We start from the raw sequence: 20607 nt of genomic DNA, 5'->3' as shown, positions 1-20607 counted from the left end.
AAACTGTTCTCACTTGAACAGGCCACGATTTTTGTAAGGGGTGTAGCCAACAATACAACCTCTCTCCTCTGACAAATAATAAACCAAAATTAAATTTTATGAAAAACTTAACCCTTTCTATCCCATATCAATCTGCACAGCTCTCAGAGCTGAGTGCAGAGGATCAGCACCTGATCCATTCTGCCATCGAGGCTACGGCTAACAGTTATGCGCACTACAGTCATTTCCATGTGGGCGCAGCAGTACGACTTGACAACGGCCGGGAGATCATTGGAGCCAACCAGGAGAACGCTGCTTTCCCGTCCGGACTATGTGGCGAGCGTACAGCTATCTTCGCTGCCCAGGCACAATTCCCTGAACACCGCATCGTGGCACTGGCCGTTGCTGCAAAGAACACGGAGGGACTACTGAAGAGTCCCGTCACCCCTTGCGGGCAATGCCGGCAGGTTATCCTGGAGATAGAAGACCGTTATAAAAAACCCGTCCGTATTCTCCTCTACGGCACAGACCGGATCCTGGTTTTCAACACGGTGAGGGATATTCTTCCCTTCTCCTTTGTTGAAGCTGACATGAACGGGAAAAAGGACGATCCGGAGCCGACGATGTACTTCTGAGATCCTCACCGGGCGATTCCCTGGGACACGGAACGTGCTGTCAACGGGAGACCCTTGCCCTGAGACATGAAAAAAGCCGTCAGGAATGAGCATTCCTGACGGCTTTCTCTTCTCTGCCCACCGGCAGGAGAGGTAAATCTATATTACTTGATCAACCCTTGCTCTACAAAGATTTTCTTCAGGACCTGTACGCCACGCTCTACCTGCTCCTCCGTGTGGGTAGCCATCAGGGCAAACCTTACAAGGGTGTCCTGCCGTGCACATGCCGGAGGAACGACGGGATTGATAAACACGCCGTTGTCAAAAGCCAGCTTGGTCACTAAAAAGGTCTTATAGTCATCACGCACGTACAGCGGGATGATCGGACTATGTGTGTCGCCGATCTCAAAGCCTTCTTCACGAAAACGCCTTAAAGCATATTTCGTCACTTCCCACAGGCGCTGCTGTCTCTCCGGCTCGGTACGGATAATATGAAGTGCTTCTATCGCAGCTGCCGTTGCAGCAGGTGTATTGCTGGCACTGAAAATGTAAGTACGGACATTATGACGAAGGAAATTGATGGTATCCTTGTCTGAGGCGATGAAGCCGCCGATGGAAGCCAGACTCTTTGAGAAAGTACCCATGATGAGGTCGATGTCATCCGTAACGCCGAAATGATCACACACCCCGCGGCCTTCTTTGCCGAAGACACCGATACCATGGGCTTCATCGACCATGATGGAACAATTGTATTTCTTCTTGAGTGCAACAATCGCAGGAAGATTAGCCAGATCCCCTTCCATAGAGAATACTCCGTCCACTACGATTAATTTCACTGCATCATAAGGAAGGTTCCGGAGGACACGGTCCAGGTCTTCCATATCATTATGCTTGTAATGCAACTGCTTGGCAAAGGAAAGACGGCGACCGTCTACGATACTGGCATGGTCACGCTCATCACTGATGATATAATCACCCTTCCCGACTACCACGGCGAGAACGCCCTGATTGACAGAAAATCCGGTGGAAAAACTCAGTGCATCATTCTTGTGCTCAAACTCTGCCAGTTCTTTTTCCAGTTGGACGTGGATATCCAGCGTTCCATTCAGAAACCGGCTCCCGGCACACCCTGAGCCATACTTGTCCAATGCTTTCTTGGCAGCATCTATAATCCTCTGATCACCGGTCAAACCGGTATAAGCGTTGGAACCGAACATCAAGACTTTGTGTCCGCCCATCTCAACTTCTGTGCCCTGCTTGCTCGTAATCACGCGAAAGTAAGGATACACACCCTCTTTCATATACTTCTGAGGTATACGATAATTCTTATATCTTTCCTGTAATTGTCCCATTATAAATAAGTAGGTGAACTAATTTTTTTTCATTTCAAACGTTGCAAAGATACAAAAAAAACAAGTCATAAAGCATATTTTTTGAGAAAAATATGCTTTTTAGCTAACATTTATAACTCCTTTCACCTATTAATGTCAGCAACGCACCCCTGGGATTACGGGCCTGTCCGCGGTCTCCAGGCCAACAGGTTTTTATAGGTGAATTTGATGGTGAAAGAGTTTGATTCGTCCTTTTTTTAAAACTTTTAACAAATAAGGAAATCTCCAATCCATCAGAAATGCTTACTTTTGCCACACTTATGAAAAAAAGATTACTATTTATCGTCAATCCCATCTCGGGTACGTCCGACAAGGACTCTCTCCCCGGGTTGATCAATAAGCATCTGGACCTGTCCAGATTCGATTATCAGATCAAATTGACGGAATATCCGGGACATGCTACGGAAATCGCCAAAGAGGCCCAGCAACATTTCGATACCGTCATCGCCGTAGGCGGGGACGGTACGGTGAATGAGGTGGCCCGCGGACTCATCAACTCTGACACGGTGATGGGCATCATCCCTTGCGGATCAGGAAACGGACTAGCCCGCCATCTCTTGTTGCCTCTGAACATGAAAAAAAGTATCTGCATGATTAACCAGGGGAAGATACGCAACTTAGACTATGGGACGATCAACGGCCACCCTTTTTTCTGCACCTGTGGCATGGGCTTCGATGCTTTCATCGCTGAAGAATTTGCTCTGGCAGGCAAGCGTGGACCTGTCACCTATGTGCAAAAGGTCATGCGGGACTGGTTCAAATATAAACCGGAGACCTATGAGATCACTGATGAAAGGGGCACACGGCTGGTCACCGCCTTTCTCATCACGATAGGGAATGCCTCTGAATACGGCAACAGAGCTTATATCTGCCCGAAAGCCTCCATCAATGACGGACTCCTGGACGTGACGATCATCAAGCCTTTCAAGTTCTCTGCCGCTCCCCGGATGGCTATCCAACTGTTCAGGAAGACGCTGGATGTCAACCCTCATGTGACCACCTATACCAGCAAGCACATTCATATCCGGCGTTCCGGACCTGGCGTTGTCCATTATGATGGTGATCCTGTGAAGGCTGGAACGGATATAGATGTCGCCATTCATGAGAAAGGCTTGAAAGTTATTGTCAACCCGGAAGTGGTGGAAAAACAAAGACTTTGAGACCTGCCACCCTCCCCCTATTTTTTCAGATAGAAATCCTGTGTCAGCCGTGACCACCATTCCGTAGGATGGCCCTCCCTGGTCATCATCATCTCCACAGTGTCCTCAGGAGGCGACGTCCGCCGGTCAGAGAAAGCCAGCAAACTCCGTTTCGGGACTTTCCCCTCCACGGTCTTCACGGCACACCTGCGGGTCATGACCAGACCGGAGAAATAACCTTCTGCCAGAAAATCTTCTGAAGCCGTAAATGGAATGACGGCACTGAATACTCCCCCGGGAGCCAGGAGGTGCCTCACTCCTTGAAAGAGGGCACAATAGGATAAAGTAGAAGTATGGCGGGCTTCATTCCGCCGGTCATCCGGGCACTTCAGGGAGTGCCCCTGAACGAAAAACGGTGGATTGCAGACGATCAGGTCATAAGGATGAGGACAGGGAGAAAGGCTGAAATGCTGTAGACTTTCACTGATGATCCTCACCCGGCGGGAGAAAGGGCTGTGCCGGACATTGCCGGCAGCCTGTGAACATGCCTCAGGATCAATTTCCAGGGCATCTGCTTCAGCAGCAGGAAAACGCTGGGCTAGCATCAGGGCAATCAGACCGGTACCGGTACCAATATCGAGAATCCGCAGAGGGAAGGATGCTCCCTTGCCGGAATCCGCCTCTGACGGTAATGCCCAACTCCCGAGAAGTACGCCGTCTGTCCCTACTTTCATCGCACAGTGATCCTGCCGTATGACAAAATGCTGAAATATAAATTCATCCTTCATTTGATTATTAACGTCCAAAAGCTCTATTTATTCTTTCAAATCAAATGAAAACAGGAGAGCTTTCCCTTTATTTGAAAAAATCTACAAATACCATTCCCCTATCTCCGATCTTTTTAGTAACTTTGCACATCAAAATGGATGAGAGAATTTATGAATAAAATTTCAAATACACAATTTCAAATGGTGGCAGACTTTGATGGCGATGCCTCGTGCCTCTACGGTGAACATAAGGCGGGGGTATATCCGCTTCTCTGCACCCGTAACCTGGTATTGTTCCCCACCGTCGTCACCCCTATTCTTGTCGGCCGTGAACAGAGTGTCAACGTGGTCAAGCATACACAGAAGCATGACAAGGATGTCATCTGCATCTTCTGCCAGAAGGACCAGAATGTGGACAACCCTTCACTGAACGACCTTTATCATATCGGGGTCTTTGCCAAAGTCATCAGGGTGATGGAAATGCCGGGACAGGAAAACAATATTACTGTCATCGTCCAGGCCCTGGGGAAATGTGAATTGAAATCCATCAAGAAGAAAAAACCGTATTACACGGGGGAAGTTGAACCGATGGCTGAAAACGTGCCGGACACAAAGGACAAGAAGTTTGCCACTCTCATCGAGACCCTGCGCAAATCGACCAAACAGTATATCGAAGCTGACGATGACATCCCTCACGAGGGAGAGATCGCTTTGGGGAACATCAACAATCCGGTGATGCTGGTCAATTTCATCTGCGTCAACATGCCTTTCAGTATCAAGGAGAAGATAGAAATGCTCTCCATGGCCTCGCTCGAAGACCGTATCTACAAGATCCTGAAGACGGAAGACCGGGACCGGCAGCTGCAGCAGATCAAGTCGAAGATCAACCAGAAGACTCACCAGGATATTGACGAGCAGCAGAAAGAATATTTCCTGCAGCAACAACTCAAGAACATCAAGGATGAGTTGGGAAGCAACGGCAACCCGGAATGGGATGATCTGATCAAGAAGGCTGGCACCAAGAAATGGTCTGAGGAGATGAAAGACAACTTCTCCAAGGAAGTTGACAAACTCGAATCCCTGAACCCGCAGAATCCGGAATATAATGTACAACTCACCTACCTGCAGACGCTTGTCAACCTTCCGTGGGGAGAATATACGAAGGATGACCTGGACTTGAAAAGGGCTAAGAAAGTCCTCGACCGTGACCATTACGGCATGGAGAAGGTCAAGCAGCGCATCCTCGAATATATGGCGGTACTTAAACTCCGCGGGGACCTGAAAAGTCCTATCCTCTGTCTCTACGGACCGCCGGGAGTAGGAAAGACGTCCCTGGGCAAGAGCATTGCCGAGGCGATGAAAAGAAAATATGTCAGGATCAGCCTGGGAGGTGTCCATGACGAGGCTGAGATCAGAGGCCATCGGCGCACTTATGTGGGGGCCATGCCGGGACGAATCATCAAGGGGATCCAGAAGGCAGACTCCAGTAACCCGGTGTTCATCCTTGATGAGATAGATAAAGTAACCCAGGATTCCATCAATGGGGATCCTGCCTCTGCGCTCCTGGAGGTGCTGGACCCGGAACAAAACAATGCCTTCCATGACAATTACCTGGACGTGGACTATGACCTATCTAAGGTCTTCTTCATCGCCACGGCCAATGATCTGGACACTATCCCCCGGCCCTTGCTCGACAGGATGGAGGTCATTGAACTGAGTGGCTATATCACTGAAGAGAAGATCGAAATCGCCAAAAGGCATCTGATTCCTAAAGAACTGGAGAATACGGGGCTGAAGGATTATCGGCCGGCTATTAAATTCACTAAACCGGCACTGGAAAAGATCATCGAGTCCTACACGCGGGAAAGTGGCGTCCGGCAGCTGGAGAAGCAAATCAACAAGGTCCTCCGGAAACTGGCGTTTGAGGAGGCCAGCACAGAGTCGATCCAGAAACCGGACCTCTCCCCTGCGGACATCGAAAAGTTGCTGGGGAACCCGCCTTTCTACCGTGACATCTATCAGGGCAACGATTATGCCGGGGTGGTCACCGGACTGGCCTGGACAAGCGTAGGGGGTGAGATCCTCTTCATAGAGACTTCCCTGTATCGCGGAAAGGGCAGCAAACTCACCCTGACGGGAAACCTGGGGGATGTCATGAAGGAATCGGCAATCATTGCCCTGGAATATGTCAAAGCCCATATCGACCAGTTGGGTACCGACTATCGTATCTTCGATTACTGGAACGTCCATATCCATGTCCCTGAGGGAGCCACTCCTAAAGACGGCCCTTCTGCCGGCATCACGATCGCCACGTCCATAGCCTCTGCCATCACGCAGCGTAAGGTCCGTAAGAACACGGCCATGACGGGGGAAATCACCCTGAGGGGGAAGGTGCTGCCCGTAGGGGGCATCAAGGAAAAGATCCTCGCTGCAAAAAGGGCAGGCATCACGGACATCGTCATGTGCAAGGAAAACAAAAAGGATATTGAAGAGATCCCGGAGAAATACCGGAAAGGGGTCACTTTCCATTATGTAGAGAACATCCAGGAGGTCTGGGACTTTGCCCTCACGGAGGAGACGGTAGACCATCCGGTCAACTTCACCATCCCGGAAGAGGATGGGAAAAGTGACGGGGACAAAGAGAAATAATGCCACTTCCTCTGGATAAAAACAACGAGCAATGACCTTCGAACTGCAACATACTGATCCGGCCTCCGATGCACGCACGGGACTCATCAAAACCGGGCACGGTGACATCAAGACTCCTATATATATGCCTGTAGGTACTGATGGCTGTGTCAAGGCTGTTCATTTCAGGGAACTCCGGGAACAGGTGAAAGCCCAGATCATCTTAGGCAACACCTATCATCTCTATCTGCGACCGGGCCTGGAAATCCTGAAGGCTGCCGGCGGCCTCCATAAGTTTATCGGATGGGACAGGCCCATGCTGACGGACAGTGGAGGATTCCAGGTGTTCTCCCTTTCGGGAATCCGCAAACTTACCGAGGAGGGCTGCCAGTTTCAGTCAAATATTGATGGCTCCAGGCACTTCTTCACACCGGAAAATGTCGTGGACAAGGAGCGGATCCTCGGAGCGGACATCATGATGGCACTGGATGAATGTCCTTCAGGACTGAGTGACTATAACTATGCCAGAGAGAGCCTGGGACTCACGGAGCGTTGGCTGGACCGCGGCATCCGGCATTTTCAGGAGACGGTGCCGCTCTACGGTTTCCCCCAGAGCCTCTTCCCCATCGTCCAGGGATGTACTTATAAGGACCTGCGGCAGGATTCAGCACGATATTGTGCGGATAAGGGGGCTGACGGGTATGCGATCGGAGGACTGGCCGTCGGCGAACCGGCAGAGACGATGTATGAGATGATCGAGATTGTCAACGCCATCCTGCCTGCAGACCGGCCGCGTTACCTCATGGGGGTAGGAACGCCGTGGAACATCCTGGAGGCCATCGAGAGAGGAGTCGACATGTTTGACTCGGTAATGCCTTCCAGAAACGGCCGTAACGCACTGCTGTTCACCTACGAGGGGACCATGAACATGCGTAACAAGAAATGGGAAATGGACTTCTCGCCGATTGACCCTGAAGGTTGCGAGACAGACCGGGTCACCTCCAGGGCTTATCTCCACCATCTCTTCAAGGCCAAGGAGATCCTGGCCATGCAGATCGGAAGCATCCACAACCTTGCCTTCTATCTCAGGCTGGTCTCTGATGCCCGCCATCACATCGAGCAGGGTGATTTCGTACAATGGAAATCTTCGGTCACCGCCCAGATGCAAAAGAGAATCTGAGGAGACAGTAACCTTCAGGCTGGCACTTTTTTACTTTGTAAGTTGTCTTAAAATGATGAACAAGTATCGTAACATCAGAAAATATCACTATTTCTACAGGATGGGAAGGACCCTGAACAGGCATTGCTCAGGACTGGTCAAAGCCGGAAGATGGCTCGCTCACCTGTTTCGCTTTCTGCGCTGGCTTGACCCCCGCCGGTACCTCAAGCGTCTTGACTGGTATATCATCAAGAAGTTTATCGGGACTTATATCTTCTCTATCGTACTCATCATCTCCATCTCCATCGTCTTCGATATTAACGAGAATCTGGCAAAATTCACACAGTACCATGCGCCGCTGAGGGCAATCATATTTGACTATTACGCTAATTTCATCCCCTATTTTGCCAATCTGTTCAGCGCTCTCTTCGTCTTCATCGCCGTCATCTTCTTCACCTCGAAGATGGCAGGCAACAGTGAGATCATCGCCATACTCGCCTCAGGGGTCTCCTTCAAACGGCTTCTGCGCCCTTACATGATCACCTGTGCCCTCATCACGATCCTGTCTTTTTACCTTTCTGCCTATGTCATCCCCCATGGGACCATCATCCGCCAGAACTTCGAGTCTATGTACAAGAACAGGGAGAAAAACACGTCGGCAGACAATGTCCAGTTGCAGGTGGAAAAGGGGGTCATCGCTTATATGCAGCACTATGATGATAACCTCAAGAAAGGGTACGGATTCTGCCTGGATAAATTTGAGAACAAGAACCTCATCAGTCACCTCACTGCAATGGAGATTCAATATGACACGATCTCGGATGCGAAGTACCACTGGAAGATCAGCAACTGGAAGATCCGTAAACTGCAGGGACTGAGAGAGCATATCACCAGCGGAGTTGAAAAAGATACGATCATACCCATCGAGCCGACGGACCTGGTCTACTCGAAAGGACAGCAGGAGACCTTGACGAGTCCGCAACTGAAAGACTATATCTCTAAACAGGTCAACCGGGGATCGCAGAATGTCGTACAGTATGAGGTGGAGTATCACAAGCGTATCGCTGCATCCTTCGCGTCCTTTATCCTTACCATCATTGGTGCTTCTCTGTCTGCCAAGAAGCGGAAGGGTGGGATGGGACTGTACCTCGGCATCGGCCTGGCCCTAAGTTTTATCTACATCATGCTGGAGACCATTTCCGCCACATTTGCCATCAATGCGGGTGCTCCTCCTATGCTGGCAGCGTGGGTGCCGAATATCCTCTTTGCTTTCATAGCTTATTTCTGCTACCGGAAAGCACCGAATTAATACGTGGTCTCTCCTCGGACAGGACTAGTCCGGACGGGAACCTCCATCTGTCTTATAAAAATATTGAATAAGAAATTTTATGAAATTTGAAGAATTAGATTTAAATGATCATGTGCTGGATGCACTTTATGACATGCATTTCGACACGTGCACCCCTATTCAGGAAAAATGTATCCCGGAAATATTAAAAGGAAAAGATGTTTTAGGCGTAGCACAGACCGGAACGGGTAAAACAGCAGCTTACCTGCTTCCCATAATGAGTAAACTTGATGACGGGGGGTATCCTGACAAAGCCATCAACTGCCTGATCATGAGCCCCACACGTGAACTGGCACAGCAGATCGACCAGGCGATGCAGGGCTTCGGATATTATCTCAACGGGGTGAGCAGCGTGGCTATCTACGGCGGGAATGACGGGAACCGTTATGACCAGGAGGTGAAGAGTCTCCGCATGGGAGCTGATATGATTATCGCTACCCCGGGGCGGTTGCTCTCGCACATCTCCCTGGGCAACGTGGATTTGAGCAAGGTCAGTTTCTTCGTGCTGGATGAGGCGGACCGGATGCTGGACATGGGATTCTCTGAGGATATTGAGAAAATAGCCAAATATCTTCCTAAAAACTGCCAGACAATCATGTTCTCTGCTACCATGCCGGATAAGATCGAGGGCCTGGCCAAGACACTGCTGAAAAATCCGGTAGAGGTCAAACTGGCGGTCAGCAAACCTGCTGACAAGATCAAGCAGAGTGCTTACATCTGTTATGAGACGCAGAAGATGGAAATCATCAAAGACATCTTCAAGGCGGATGACCTCAAACGTGTCCTGATCTTCTGTGGCAGTAAGATCAAGGTCAAACAGGTTGCCGGCGCTCTCCAGAGAAAGCATGTCAATTGCGGGGAGATGCACTCAGACCTGGACCAGGCTGAACGTGACGACATGATGTTCAAGTTTAAGAGTGGCCAGTATGACGTGCTCGTGGCTACGGATATTCTGGCCAGGGGAATCGACATCGATGACATCGCGATGGTCATCAACTATGATGTCCCTCACGATGCAGAAGACTATGTGCACCGTATCGGCCGCACGGCACGGGCAGAGAAAGAAGGTATTGCCGTCACGCTGGTCAATGAAGAGGATATGTACTATTTCTCCCAGATCGAGAAGTTCCTGGGTAAGGAAATCACCAAGAATCCTCTGCCTGGAGACCTGAAAGGGCCTGAATACAGGGTATCGGGGGCTCCTTCAAGAGGTCCCAGGAATATGGCGAAGAACCGAAGGAGAAAAGACCGTGACCAGACATCACACAAGGATCATAAGCATACACCGCACAGGGAGGGACAACCTTTCAACAAGGATAACCATAACGGCCCGGAAAGAAAAGGTACTGATGAGACTCCGCAGAACCAGAGGGAGAGAAGGAATTACAGAAGGCCTCGCCCACAGGGAGAAAACGGACAGGAACAAGGACAGCCGCAAGCACAACAGGCACAGCATAATCCCCAATATACTCCCAGACACCGGGATGACTACAGGGACAAGACGAAGAAGCCTGCCCGCGAGAATGCAGGACAGCAGACGTACCGCCAGCCACACAGGAGAACGGCCAATGGCAATGACAAGCCCCGGCATAACTACCGGACTGCCCCACGCCAGTCTGCTCCTCAGACCCACACGGCTCAGAAACCGCAGGAGAAGAGCGGAGGGATCAAGAAGTTCTTTAAAAAACTTTTCGGCAGGAAATGACATTATCTGCCTGAAACGGGTTACAGGGGTTGCCGCATCGAGAACGGCAGCCCTTTTTCTTTCTCCGTGCCCTTCCCTCCTGGCAGAGATACGGCAAAGATGACCTCCTGCCAGGATTTCCATCATTTTTTATCCTTCACTTAACCGCTGTATTTAAAAAAAGTTTACCTTTGTAGCAGCAAACTCAAATATTTTAATAATCTAAACAGAAAGAATTATGGAAGAACAAGAAATCGTAAAGCAGTTGCTGACAAAGTTTCCGGGAGAACCGGAATATATCGAGGCCGTCAGCCAGGTTCTGAAAACCATACAGGAAGAATATAACAGGCATCCGGAATTTGAGGCAGCTAACCTCATCGAACGCCTGTGCATCCCGGACCGTATTATCCAGTTCCGGGTAAACTGGGTGGATGATGAGGGACGGGTGCAGACAAATATGGGCTATCGTGTCCAGCATAATAATGCGATCGGCCCTTATAAGGGAGGCCTGCGGTTCCATCCGTCAGTCAACCAGAGCATCTTGAAATTCCTGGCTTTCGAACAGACTTTCAAGAATGCGCTTACCACCCTGCCGATGGGCGGTGCCAAGGGAGGATCGGATTTCTCTTCCCGGGGAAGAAGTGAGGGAGAAATCATGCGCTTCTGCCAGGCCTTCATGAACGAACTTTACCATTATATCGGACCTGACGAAGATGTCCCTGCCGGTGATATTGGCGTGGGGGGCCGTGAAATCGGCTACCTGTTCGGACAATACAAAAAACTCACTCACCAATACACGGGCATCCTCACAGGAAAGGCACTCGAATATGGCGGGTCGCTCATCCGGCCGGAAGCAACGGGCTATGGCAATGTCTATTTCCTGGAAGACATGCTCAGGACACGTGGTGAGCGCCTTGAAGGAAAGACGGTACTGGTCTCCGGGGCAGGAAATGTGGCACAGTATACCATGGAGAAGTTGATCCAGAAGGGGGCAAAACCGGTAACCTGCTCTGATTCGGATGGATATATCTATGACCCGGATGGCATCAATGAGGAAAAACTCAGGTTCATCATGGAACTGAAAAACAAGCAACGGGGACGTATCTGTGAATATGCCGGGAAATACGGGGCCAGATATATAAAAGGAGAAAAGCCCTGGTCTGAAAAAGCGGATATAGCTACTCCGTGTGCCACCCAGAACGAGATCAATGAAGAGGAGGCAAAAACATTAGTCCGCAATGGGGTGATTGCCGTAAGCGAGGGAGCTAATATGCCCGTCCTCCCGGAGGCTGTCAGGGTTTTCCAGGATGCTCATCTCCTCTACAGCCCCGGAAAAGCCAGCAATGCAGGTGGTGTGGCTACCTCCGGCCTCGAAATGACACAGAATTCAGAACGACTGAAATGGACCCGTAAGGAAGTAGATGACAAACTCCGGGAGATCATGGATCATATCCATGACGACTGTGTCAGATATGGTACAGAGCCGGATGGCTATATCAATTACGTCAAGGGTGCTAATGTCGCAGGATTCCTGAAAGTGGCCCGTGCGATGATGGCGCAGGGGATATGATGATCGGGCATGGCGTGAAGGATAAAAATGCTGATTATCGAAGGACTGCTGTCTGCTGACGGCAGCTCTTTCGCTTTTCTGAACGACTTTTCACATTCTTTGGGCAAAAAAATAAAGGATATATTTGGATATATAGAATAAAATTCCTACCTTTGCACTCGCAATTGATCCAAGAGCACGTACGAGGTACGTTAGTTCAGTTGGTTAGAATGCCTGCCTGTCACGCAGGAGGTCATGAGTCCGAGTCTCATACGTACCGCCCTTTTCCGCTCCATCATTGCACACTGGTACGTTAGTTCAGTTGGTTAGAATGCCTGCCTGTCACGCAGGAGGTCATGAGTCCGAGTCTCATACGTACCGCTTCAGCCTTCAAGATCCTCTCTTGAAGGTTTTTTGTTTGTAGCCCATTCTGCCAGCCTCCGTGGAGCCAGGGCCGCTATTCTTATTTCTTCTCCAGGTCTTTTTCTACATCTTCTGTACACCTTCCCTTGGTGGGAATAATAAAGAAGGAGCAAAGGAACAGAATGATCGCCATATATCCGAACCCGGGGGCCATCGAGGCATAATAGAAGATCACATCGAGAAGAAGGGGCAGGAAAAGGAGCCATATCCGTACTTGCCCCCACTTCAGCAAGGCTTTCTCTCTCCTTGAGACCAGATCCTGATGAACTTTTTTAAACTTGAACAGCCTCAGGGCCAGGGGAATCACCCCTATGGTGGTAATTTCCAGCAAAGCCTGCCAGATAAACTGTGCCTGTCCGGAATGCCCGGTACCCCGGAAGCTGAAGGTGAAAAAGGCTATCCCTGACTCACCTGCTACCACCAGCAATATTGACAATAACATCAGACCGATAAAACTGATCATCAATTGTTTCTGAACTCTTTCCATATTATTTTTCAAAAGGTGTACGACTCACTATCGAACGGCCAAGGGTTACCTCATCCGTATATTCTATTTCATTCCCCACAGAGATCCCTCTTGCAATGACACTCATACGGACATGAAAGGGAGCTAATTTCCGCGAGATGTAAAAATTAGTCGTATCTCCCTCCATCGTACTGCTCAAGGCAAAGATCACTTCCTTGATACCGCCACCGGACACCCGCCTGATCAGGGAATCGATCTCTATATCCCCCGGCCCGATGCCGTCAACGGGAGAGATCATGCCCCCTAACACGTGATAAAGGCCATGGTACTGCATCGTGTTCTCTATGGCCATCACGTCCTGTACATTCTCTACGATGCAGACAGTTGAGGCATCACGGCGGGGATCTGAACAAATGGGACAAATATCCGTATCACTGATATTGTGACAGACCTTGCAGTATTTTACATCCTTCTTCAGATGGGAGATGGCACTGGTAAACTCGTCAACGGAATCATTGCTCTGCCGGAGCAGATACAGGACCAGACGTAAGGCAGTCTTCCGGCCTACTCCCGGCAGTCTGGCAAATTCTGATACGGCCTTCTCCAAAAGTTTTGAAGGATATTGTTGTTCCATACTTAGCTGTTCCTCTTTCATTTACTCTCTCAGTAACCGGAAATCAATGGAATGTACCATAGAAGATGTGACCTGCAGGAAGAGCGGCAAGGCTCAAGACAAAAGGTATCTTTACAGTCTGATCAAGTAATCGGTGTACGCCTTGCAAAATTAAGAATTTAATTTGGAAAAAGGAAAATTATCAGTACCTTTGTGGCCAAATAAAAATAAAATGCGCCGATTCTATCTGTTCCTGTTCTTTTTATCCTTCGTGATCACAACTTCCGCAAAAACTCCTGAAGGGGACGGCGGGAAGCCTTCTCCGTGGGATGCCGTCCTCTCTTTCGGAACGCCTAAGTATGAGGTCAGGGCGGTCTGGCTCACGACCATGGGAGGTCTTGACTGGCCGCACTCTTATTCCCAGTCTGCCCGTTCCATGGAAAAGCAGAAAGAGGAGCTGAGGAACATCCTCGACCGGTTGAAACAGGCAAATATCAACACGGTAATCCTCCAGACCCGTATCCGCGGCACGGTGATCTACCCTTCGCGGTATGAGCCATGGGACGGATGCCTCTCGGGGTTCCCGGGGAAGAGCCCGGGGTATGATGCGTTGGCCTTTGCCATCAATGAATGTCATAAAAGGGGGATGGAAGTCCATGCCTGGATCGTGGCCATGCCGGTGGGGAAATGGAACCAACTCGGCTGCCGGATGCTCCGCAGACGCTTTCCGGGACTCATCAGGCGCATCGGCCCAGAGGGATACATGAACCCGGAGGACCCGCGCACAGGAGACTATCTGGCGGAGATCTGCGCGGAAATCACGCACCGCTATGATATTGACGGCATCAACCTTGACTATATCCGCTACCCGGAAAACTGGTCCATCCGTGTCAGCCACGATGCCGCCAGGAACTATATCACCTCAATCGTCAGGAAGATCCATGATGCCGTAAAAACGGAAAAGCCATGGGTAAAGATGAGTTGTTCTCCTGTCGGGAAATTCGAGGATCTATCCCGCTATGGGAGCCATGGATGGAATGCCTATGACAGGGTCTGCCAGGATGCGCAGGGATGGCTCCGGAGCGGGCTCATGGATGAACTGTTCCCGATGATGTATTTCCGGGATAACCAGTTCTTCCCGTTTGCAATAGACTGGGCTGAACAAAGTGATCAGAAAATGATTGCTCCGGGACTCGGCATCTATTTCCTCAATCCCGGGGAAGGCGACTGGAGCCTGGGGGACATCACCCGTGAACTGTTCCAGATCCGCCGCTTCGGGCTGGGACAGGCTTTCTTCAGGAGCAAGTTCCTGACGGACAATACTCAGGGAATCTATACTTTTATAACGGATGATTTCAACCGCTATCCTGCTCTCGTGCCGCCGATGACATGGGAGAGAACCGTTCCGACGGATACAACCTATAATATTTATGCCGGTTCCCACCCCATCGACATAAATGATGCACGTAACCTCGTAGCCATCCGCCTACCGGAATCGCAGATGGAGAAATGCCGCAGACAACTGGGGAAGTCGAATTGTATCATCGTCCCCATGGACCGGTATGGACGGGAGCTCATCCCGCCACACGACAAAAGCCGGAAAATATTCCGGAGCATTCCTCTGCTGACTTGTGATGGCAACCGGCTGCAGTTGCCGCCGGAGAGGGATGGAGAAGAAGAGGTGCAGACGGTCATGATCAAGACCCTGCAGGGACAGATCATTGCCGCTGTCCCTACGCGGGGAGGGATCGTCAGCGTCCGTGGCATCCCTAATGGCATATACACGCTCTACTCCTTGAACAACAGGAAGATCGCCCACCGCCTGGGAACTTTTCTCATCAGCAGGCCCGCATACTAACCTCCCGGACCAGCCTCCCCCGCCCCTGACAGGAGAACGGAAGAAACACGGGAAAAGCCACGGCATGAGAAAAAAGTATGACAAAAGTTTGGTAGTCTCTGAAAATCTCACTACCTTTGCACTCGCAATTCAAAGCTGACAGCCTTTGATTCTTTTCGAAGGAACAGTTTGCGCCCTTAGCTCAGTTGGTAGAGCAACTGACTCTTAATCAGTGGGTCTAGGGTTCGAATCCCTAAGGGCGCACAAATCTCCAGCCGGAATTGCATCTCTTGCGCCCTTAGCTCAGTTGGTAGAGCAACTGACTCTTAATCAGTGGGTCTAGGGTTCGAATCCCTAAGGGCGCACACTCCAGATAAAAATTCAAGATTCCTGCCCTTTTGAGGGTCTGTAAGTCTTTCCGGGATTTCCCAGAAAGACAGGGTTTAGCGGGCACAACGGAAACCGGCTCAAGCGGGCGACTTCCGTTATTTGTTTTTCTTATAACTTACCACAGCCCATAAATCCATCACGACCGCAAAACCAGACAGAGCTGCCGTTTGCAGATAAATGCTGGGCAGTCCTCCCCCACGGACAAAGACATTCCGCATGGCATCAATAAAATACCTCATAGGATTGAGGAGCGTCAGGTCCTGTGCCCAGTTGGGCATACTGCTTACCGGAGTGAACATACCACTTAGCAGGATCATGCAGACCATTATAAACCACATGACAAACATGGCCTGTTGCATGGCATCGCTGTAATTGGATACGATGAGTCCCATGCCGCTGAATATGAGTGCAAGCAGCATGGCCAGCAGATAAAGAAGGGCAACATTGCCTGCGGGGGTGATGTCATAAACCAACCAGGACAGGAGGAAGCAAACGGTCATGACAAACATCGCAATGATCCAGTAAGGGATGAGCTTAGCCAGAATAAACGACCATTTACTTACGGGAGTGACATTGATCTGTTCGATGGTACCGGCTTCCTTTTCACCTACGATATTCAACGCGGGCATAAACCCGCATATAAGGACAATGAGTATGGCCATCAGTGCGGGTATCATATAGAGTTTGTAATCCTTATGCGGATTGAACAGGTCCATCGTAGAGATAGGAGACGGGGCTGAGGACATCTGGTACTCTTCGATGTTCTGGAGAACGATCCGGGACAGGTATCCTGATCCTATACCACCTTTGGTCCCATTCACGGCATTGGCAGCAATGAATATCTGAGGAGATTTCCCATTAACCAGATCACGTTCATAGTGCCAGGGGATGACAGCGACGATGTCGGCATCACTCCTTTCTACCTTATCCAACCCTTCCGAGTAGTTCGGCGCCATGCCACTGAACTTGAAATAATGTGAGGCTTCTATGCGGTCGGTGAGGAGCCGGGAGAGCGAGGAATGGTCATTATCTACGATGGAGATATGGATATTCTTTACTTCAAGGTTCGTGACCCAGGGGATCACGCACATGATTACGACGGGGAAAATCAGGATCATCCTCGGCAGGAACTTATTGTGCCGGATTTGTATAAATTCCTTTTGTATGAGATAAGTCAGTATCATTCCAGTCTTGTCTTAAATTTCTTGAGTGAGATCGTCAGCAGTATTCCTGTCATCATGGCGAGCACGGTCAGCTCCTGATAGATCATATTGACCCCGACGCCCATGATCATGAGTTTGCGGATAGCGGCTATGTACCACCGCGCCGGGACGATGTCGGCAAGATATTGCAGGATACGCGGCATACTCTCCACAGGATAGATCATGCCGGAAAGCATCATGCTTGGCATGAGCAGGATCATGCCTGAGATGAGCAATGCCGCAACCTGGGTCCGGGCAATCACGCTGATCAGCAGTCCCAGTGACAGGGCTAACAGAATATACAACAGGGAGACACCGAAGATTGCGGTTATGCTGCCTGCTATGGGTACCAATAATATATATTTTGAGATGAGAAGGATACAGGTCAGAATGATGAGGGACAGGATCATATACGGTACGGCCTTCGCTACGATAATGATGATGGGCCTCACGGGAGAGACCAGTATCACTTCCATCGTCCCCTGCTCTTTTTCCTTTACGATGCTTACGGATGTCATCATCGCACAGATGATCATCAGCAGCATGCCCATGATGCCGGGGACGAAATTATAGGAACTTTTCATCTGCGGGTTGTAGAGCAGGCGCGTGATCACTGGCGGCTTTCCGTTCGTGATGGTTTGCTGGATATACACATTTTCCAGTTCGGCCATGTTGGGATCGGTATTATCAGCGATCACCTGCATCCTGGCACTGCCGTCATAGCGCCTGCCGGCAAAATTGTCATTGAAGACAACGGCCATGTTTGCCTTGTTGTCACGCATGAGTTGCTGAGCCTCATCGGTCGTTGCCACACAGTATTTGATGGTGAAATACTCAGATGCGTTGATCCTGTCAAGGATTTTCTGCGTCTGGTCATCCATCTCCGAGGTCACCGCAATGAGGTTGACATTCTTCACGTCCGTCCTGATGGCAAAGCCGAAAAGGAACATCATCACCACCGGCATGCCGAAGAGGATCAGCATGGTCCTGTGGTCGCGTAAGATATGCTTGGTTTCTTTTTTGATGAAAGAGAGGAATCGTTTCATGTCTGTTGTTTTAATCTCTTCTCCTGGCCTGCCGGGCAAGGAAGGTGAATACGTGGTCCATATCCTGAAAGTGGAACTTCTTCTTTAACCCTTCGGGGGTATCGAGGGCTTTTATCTGACCGTCGACCATGATGGAGATGCGGTCACAATATTCGGCCTCATCCATATAATGGGTGGTCACGAAAACGGTGATGCCACGGCGGGCGGCATCATAGATCAGTTGCCAGAACTGGCGGCGCGTGGCCGGATCAACACCACCGGTCGGTTCATCCAGGAAGACAACTTCCGGGTCATGAAAGATGCTGATGGAAAAGGCCAACTTCTGTTTCCAGCCCAGGGGAAGGGAGCTCACGACGGCATTCCTGCTGCCGGAGAGCCCCAAATCCCGGAGGATGTGATCGGTCTTCCGGGAGATCTCCTTCTTCTTCATTCCGTAGATGCCACCAAATAATCTTATATTCTGGGCGACCGTTAAATCTTCGTAAAGGGAAAACTTCTGACTCATATATCCGATATGGCGTTTGATCTGTTCGTACTGGGTAGAAATATCATACCCGGCGACCGTCCCATGGCCGCTTGTCGGCTGGCTCAGTCCGGTCAGGACATGCATCGCAGTGGTCTTCCCTGCGCCGTTGGCTCCCAGGAACCCGAAGATCTCTCCGCGGTGTACGGAAAAAGAGATGTCATCAACAGCACGGAATGTGCCGAAAGCCTTGACGAGATGCTCTACTTTGATGACCTCCTCATGCCGGTTGTCCATAAGGACGGCCTCCTCATCTCTCTTCAAGTGTGGCGGATTCAATGTTTCAGAGAATTCCACCAGTATCTGATCGGGACTGCCGGTCCCGCGGATATGCCCCTGGTCAAGGAATGCCACCCGGTCACAACGGCGGATCTCATCCAGGTAAGGGGTTGCGGCAACAATGGTTATACCGCGCTCTCTCAAGGTGGAGAGCATCTGCCATAGTTCTTTGCGGGAGACGGGGTCAACACCGGTCGTCGGTTCGTCAAGGAAAAGGACACGGGGCTGATGGATAAGTGCGCAGGAGAGTGCGAGCTTTTGTTTCATCCCTCCGGAGAGTGCTCCTGCCCTGCGGTCCTTGAAGGGTTCTATCTGCGAATAGATGGCTTTGATGGTGTCATACCCTTCCTCGATGGTGGTATCAAAGAGATCTGCGAAAAACTTAAGATTTTCTTCAACGGTAAGGTCCTGGTAGAGTGAGAAGGTCCCCGGCATGTATCCCACGCACTGCCGTATCTTCTTCATCTCCTTGACGGCATCCAGGCCTTCTATCCTGACGGTGCCGGCATCTGGCAGCAGCAGTGTGGTCATCGTGCGGAACAAGGTGGTCTTTCCGGCGCCGTCGGGTCCTATGATCCCAAAGACTTCCCCTTCATCGACGTCAAACGATACCTCCTGTAACGCAGACTTATCACCGTAGCTCTTGGACAGGCCCTGTACTTCTATTGCTTTCATCTTATAATTTCATTTCTCCATACATCCCTATCTTGATGTACCCGTCATTGATCACTGCTATTTTCACGGCATACACCAGGTCGGCCCGCTCATCATCGGTAAGGATGGTTTTAGGGGTAAACTCCGAACTGGCTGAAATCCAGGTGACCGTACCTTCGTAGGTTCTGCGCTTCTGGTCCCCATAGTCCGCCATAACCTTTACTCTCTGTCCGATCCTGACCTTCTCCAACTGCCGTGAGGTGAGGTATGCCCGCAGGAATATGTGTTTTATATCAGCAATCTTGAAGAGTGGCTTGCCGATCGTCGCAAACTCCCCCTGCTCGGTGTACTTTTCCAGTACCGTACCGTCAATGGGAGATACGATATGACACTTCATGAGTTGGTCCAATATCTGGTATTTCTGTATGTCGGTGGCACTGATCTGTGAGTTGAGAGCCCTGGTGTTGTTGCTCAGTGATGAGATCTGGGCAGCCAGCTGGCGCCTTAAGACCCTGACGGAAGAAGCCGCATCATCAAGTTGCTTGCTGTTCGCGGCTCCACCTTTCACGAGTTTTTCAAACCGCTCTTGTTCCTGCTCCGCTTTAATCAGTTGCTGGCGTGTTGCTGCTATCTGGGTCTGGACATCCGGACGCTGGCAGGCAATCGACTGCATGGTAGCACCTAACTGGCGCGCCTTCAAAGCCAACTGTACCGTGTCTATAAGCCCTACCTGCTGCCCCTTCCTCAGTTGGCTGCCTTCTTCTGCATTGAATTGCATCAGTTGGCCATTTTGCTCTGCCGACACGGTTACTTCCGTTGCTTCAAAAGTGCCTGTAGCATCATACCCTTTATCTTTCCTGCCGCAGGCTGCAAGGGTTGCCACCACTGCCAGAATCAATATCTTTGGCGTATTCAT

The 20607-nt window shown here is 50.3% G+C and carries 16 protein-coding genes and 4 tRNA genes; 12 read left to right on the top strand and 8 right to left on the bottom strand.

Annotated elements, in window-relative coordinates; genetic code table 11:
* Positions 1–98 precede the first annotated feature (98 nt).
* A complete protein-coding gene (locus tag ACYRYG_RS01645) occupies positions 99–614 on the top strand; it encodes a cytidine deaminase (protein WP_293416609.1) in 516 nt (171 codons plus the stop codon).
* Between the two features lie 143 nt (positions 615–757).
* Here the strand turns inward: ACYRYG_RS01645 and spt are convergent, their stop codons facing one another.
* A complete protein-coding gene (gene spt, locus ACYRYG_RS01640) occupies positions 758–1945 on the bottom strand; it encodes a serine palmitoyltransferase (protein ID WP_460197423.1) in 1188 nt (395 codons plus the stop codon).
* A gap of 299 nt (positions 1946–2244) precedes the next feature.
* Here spt and ACYRYG_RS01635 point away from each other — a divergent pair, with 299 nt between their 5' ends.
* Entirely contained in the window at positions 2245–3144 is a 900-nt protein-coding gene (locus ACYRYG_RS01635; protein ID WP_293442820.1) for a diacylglycerol/lipid kinase family protein, read from the top strand.
* A 17-nt stretch (positions 3145–3161) separates the two neighbouring features.
* Here ACYRYG_RS01635 and ACYRYG_RS01630 read toward each other — a convergent pair whose 3' ends face one another.
* A complete protein-coding gene (locus ACYRYG_RS01630; RefSeq protein WP_293416615.1) occupies positions 3162–3911 on the bottom strand; it encodes a methyltransferase in 750 nt (249 codons plus the stop codon).
* A gap of 150 nt (positions 3912–4061) precedes the next feature.
* Between ACYRYG_RS01630 and lon the strand changes: the two genes are divergently transcribed.
* From lon to ACYRYG_RS01595, 7 genes are all read left to right on the top strand, one after another.
* Entirely contained in the window at positions 4062–6539 is a 2478-nt protein-coding gene (gene lon, locus ACYRYG_RS01625) for an endopeptidase La (protein ID WP_460197420.1), read from the top strand.
* Between the two features lie 31 nt (positions 6540–6570).
* Complete coding sequence (gene tgt / locus ACYRYG_RS01620) at positions 6571–7698, top strand: tRNA guanosine(34) transglycosylase Tgt (RefSeq protein WP_293416619.1); 1128 nt, start codon at positions 6571–6573, stop codon at positions 7696–7698.
* Positions 7699–7753: 55 nt separating this feature from the next.
* The gene (locus ACYRYG_RS01615) at positions 7754–8986 is read left to right on the top strand and encodes an LptF/LptG family permease (RefSeq protein ID WP_293416637.1); all 1233 of its coding nucleotides are present in this window, start codon (positions 7754–7756) and stop codon (positions 8984–8986) included.
* A 79-nt stretch (positions 8987–9065) separates the two neighbouring features.
* A complete protein-coding gene (locus tag ACYRYG_RS01610; protein ID WP_460197418.1) occupies positions 9066–10730 on the top strand; it encodes a DEAD/DEAH box helicase in 1665 nt (554 codons plus the stop codon).
* A 217-nt stretch (positions 10731–10947) separates the two neighbouring features.
* Positions 10948–12279 (top strand): NADP-specific glutamate dehydrogenase, encoded by a 1332-nt coding sequence (locus ACYRYG_RS01605; protein WP_460197416.1) that lies wholly within the window; start codon positions 10948–10950, stop codon positions 12277–12279.
* A 185-nt stretch (positions 12280–12464) separates the two neighbouring features.
* Positions 12465–12538, top strand: a tRNA-Asp gene (locus ACYRYG_RS01600).
* Positions 12539–12565: 27 nt separating this feature from the next.
* Positions 12566–12639, top strand: a tRNA-Asp gene (locus tag ACYRYG_RS01595).
* Positions 12640–12721: 82 nt separating this feature from the next.
* Here the strand turns inward: ACYRYG_RS01595 and ACYRYG_RS01590 are convergent.
* Together ACYRYG_RS01590 and recR are read right to left on the bottom strand one after the other, a co-directional pair.
* Positions 12722–13168, bottom strand: coding sequence for a hypothetical protein (locus ACYRYG_RS01590; protein ID WP_293416625.1), 447 nt, complete (start codon positions 13166–13168; stop codon positions 12722–12724).
* 1 nt (position 13169) lies between these two features.
* Positions 13170–13781, bottom strand: a complete 612-nt coding sequence (recR, locus tag ACYRYG_RS01585; RefSeq protein ID WP_293416627.1) for a recombination mediator RecR — start codon at positions 13779–13781, stop codon at positions 13170–13172.
* A 211-nt stretch (positions 13782–13992) separates the two neighbouring features.
* Between recR and ACYRYG_RS01580 the strand changes: the two genes are divergently transcribed.
* From ACYRYG_RS01580 to ACYRYG_RS01570, 3 genes are all read left to right on the top strand, one after another.
* Positions 13993–15618: a glycoside hydrolase family 10-like protein gene (locus tag ACYRYG_RS01580; RefSeq protein WP_293426516.1), complete on the top strand. Its 1626-nt coding sequence runs from the start codon at positions 13993–13995 to the stop codon at positions 15616–15618.
* A 170-nt stretch (positions 15619–15788) separates the two neighbouring features.
* A tRNA-Lys gene (locus tag ACYRYG_RS01575) sits at positions 15789–15861 on the top strand.
* Positions 15862–15889: 28 nt separating this feature from the next.
* A tRNA-Lys gene (locus ACYRYG_RS01570) sits at positions 15890–15962 on the top strand.
* A gap of 120 nt (positions 15963–16082) precedes the next feature.
* On the opposite strand, the gene ACYRYG_RS01565 is transcribed toward ACYRYG_RS01570, so the two are convergent.
* The 4 genes from ACYRYG_RS01565 to ACYRYG_RS01550 are packed head-to-tail and all read right to left on the bottom strand — an operon-like array spanning position 16083 to position 20607.
* The gene (locus tag ACYRYG_RS01565; RefSeq protein WP_460197414.1) at positions 16083–17171 is read right to left on the bottom strand and encodes an ABC transporter permease; all 1089 of its coding nucleotides are present in this window, start codon (positions 17169–17171) and stop codon (positions 16083–16085) included.
* The gene (locus ACYRYG_RS01560) at positions 17168–18235 is read right to left on the bottom strand and encodes an ABC transporter permease (protein ID WP_293442830.1); all 1068 of its coding nucleotides are present in this window, start codon (positions 18233–18235) and stop codon (positions 17168–17170) included. Before ACYRYG_RS01560 ends, ACYRYG_RS01565 begins: the two co-directional genes overlap by 4 nt.
* Positions 18236–18245: 10 nt before the next feature.
* Positions 18246–19712, bottom strand: coding sequence for an ATP-binding cassette domain-containing protein (locus ACYRYG_RS01555; protein WP_298671828.1), 1467 nt, complete (start codon positions 19710–19712; stop codon positions 18246–18248).
* 1 nt (position 19713) lies between these two features.
* On the bottom strand, positions 19714–20607 hold the full coding sequence (locus tag ACYRYG_RS01550; protein WP_460197411.1) for an HlyD family secretion protein: 894 nt from the start codon (positions 20605–20607) through the stop codon (positions 19714–19716).

This window comes from Segatella asaccharophila (assembly GCF_054687055.1).
This window is presented reverse-complemented; position numbering and strand designations above follow the sequence as displayed.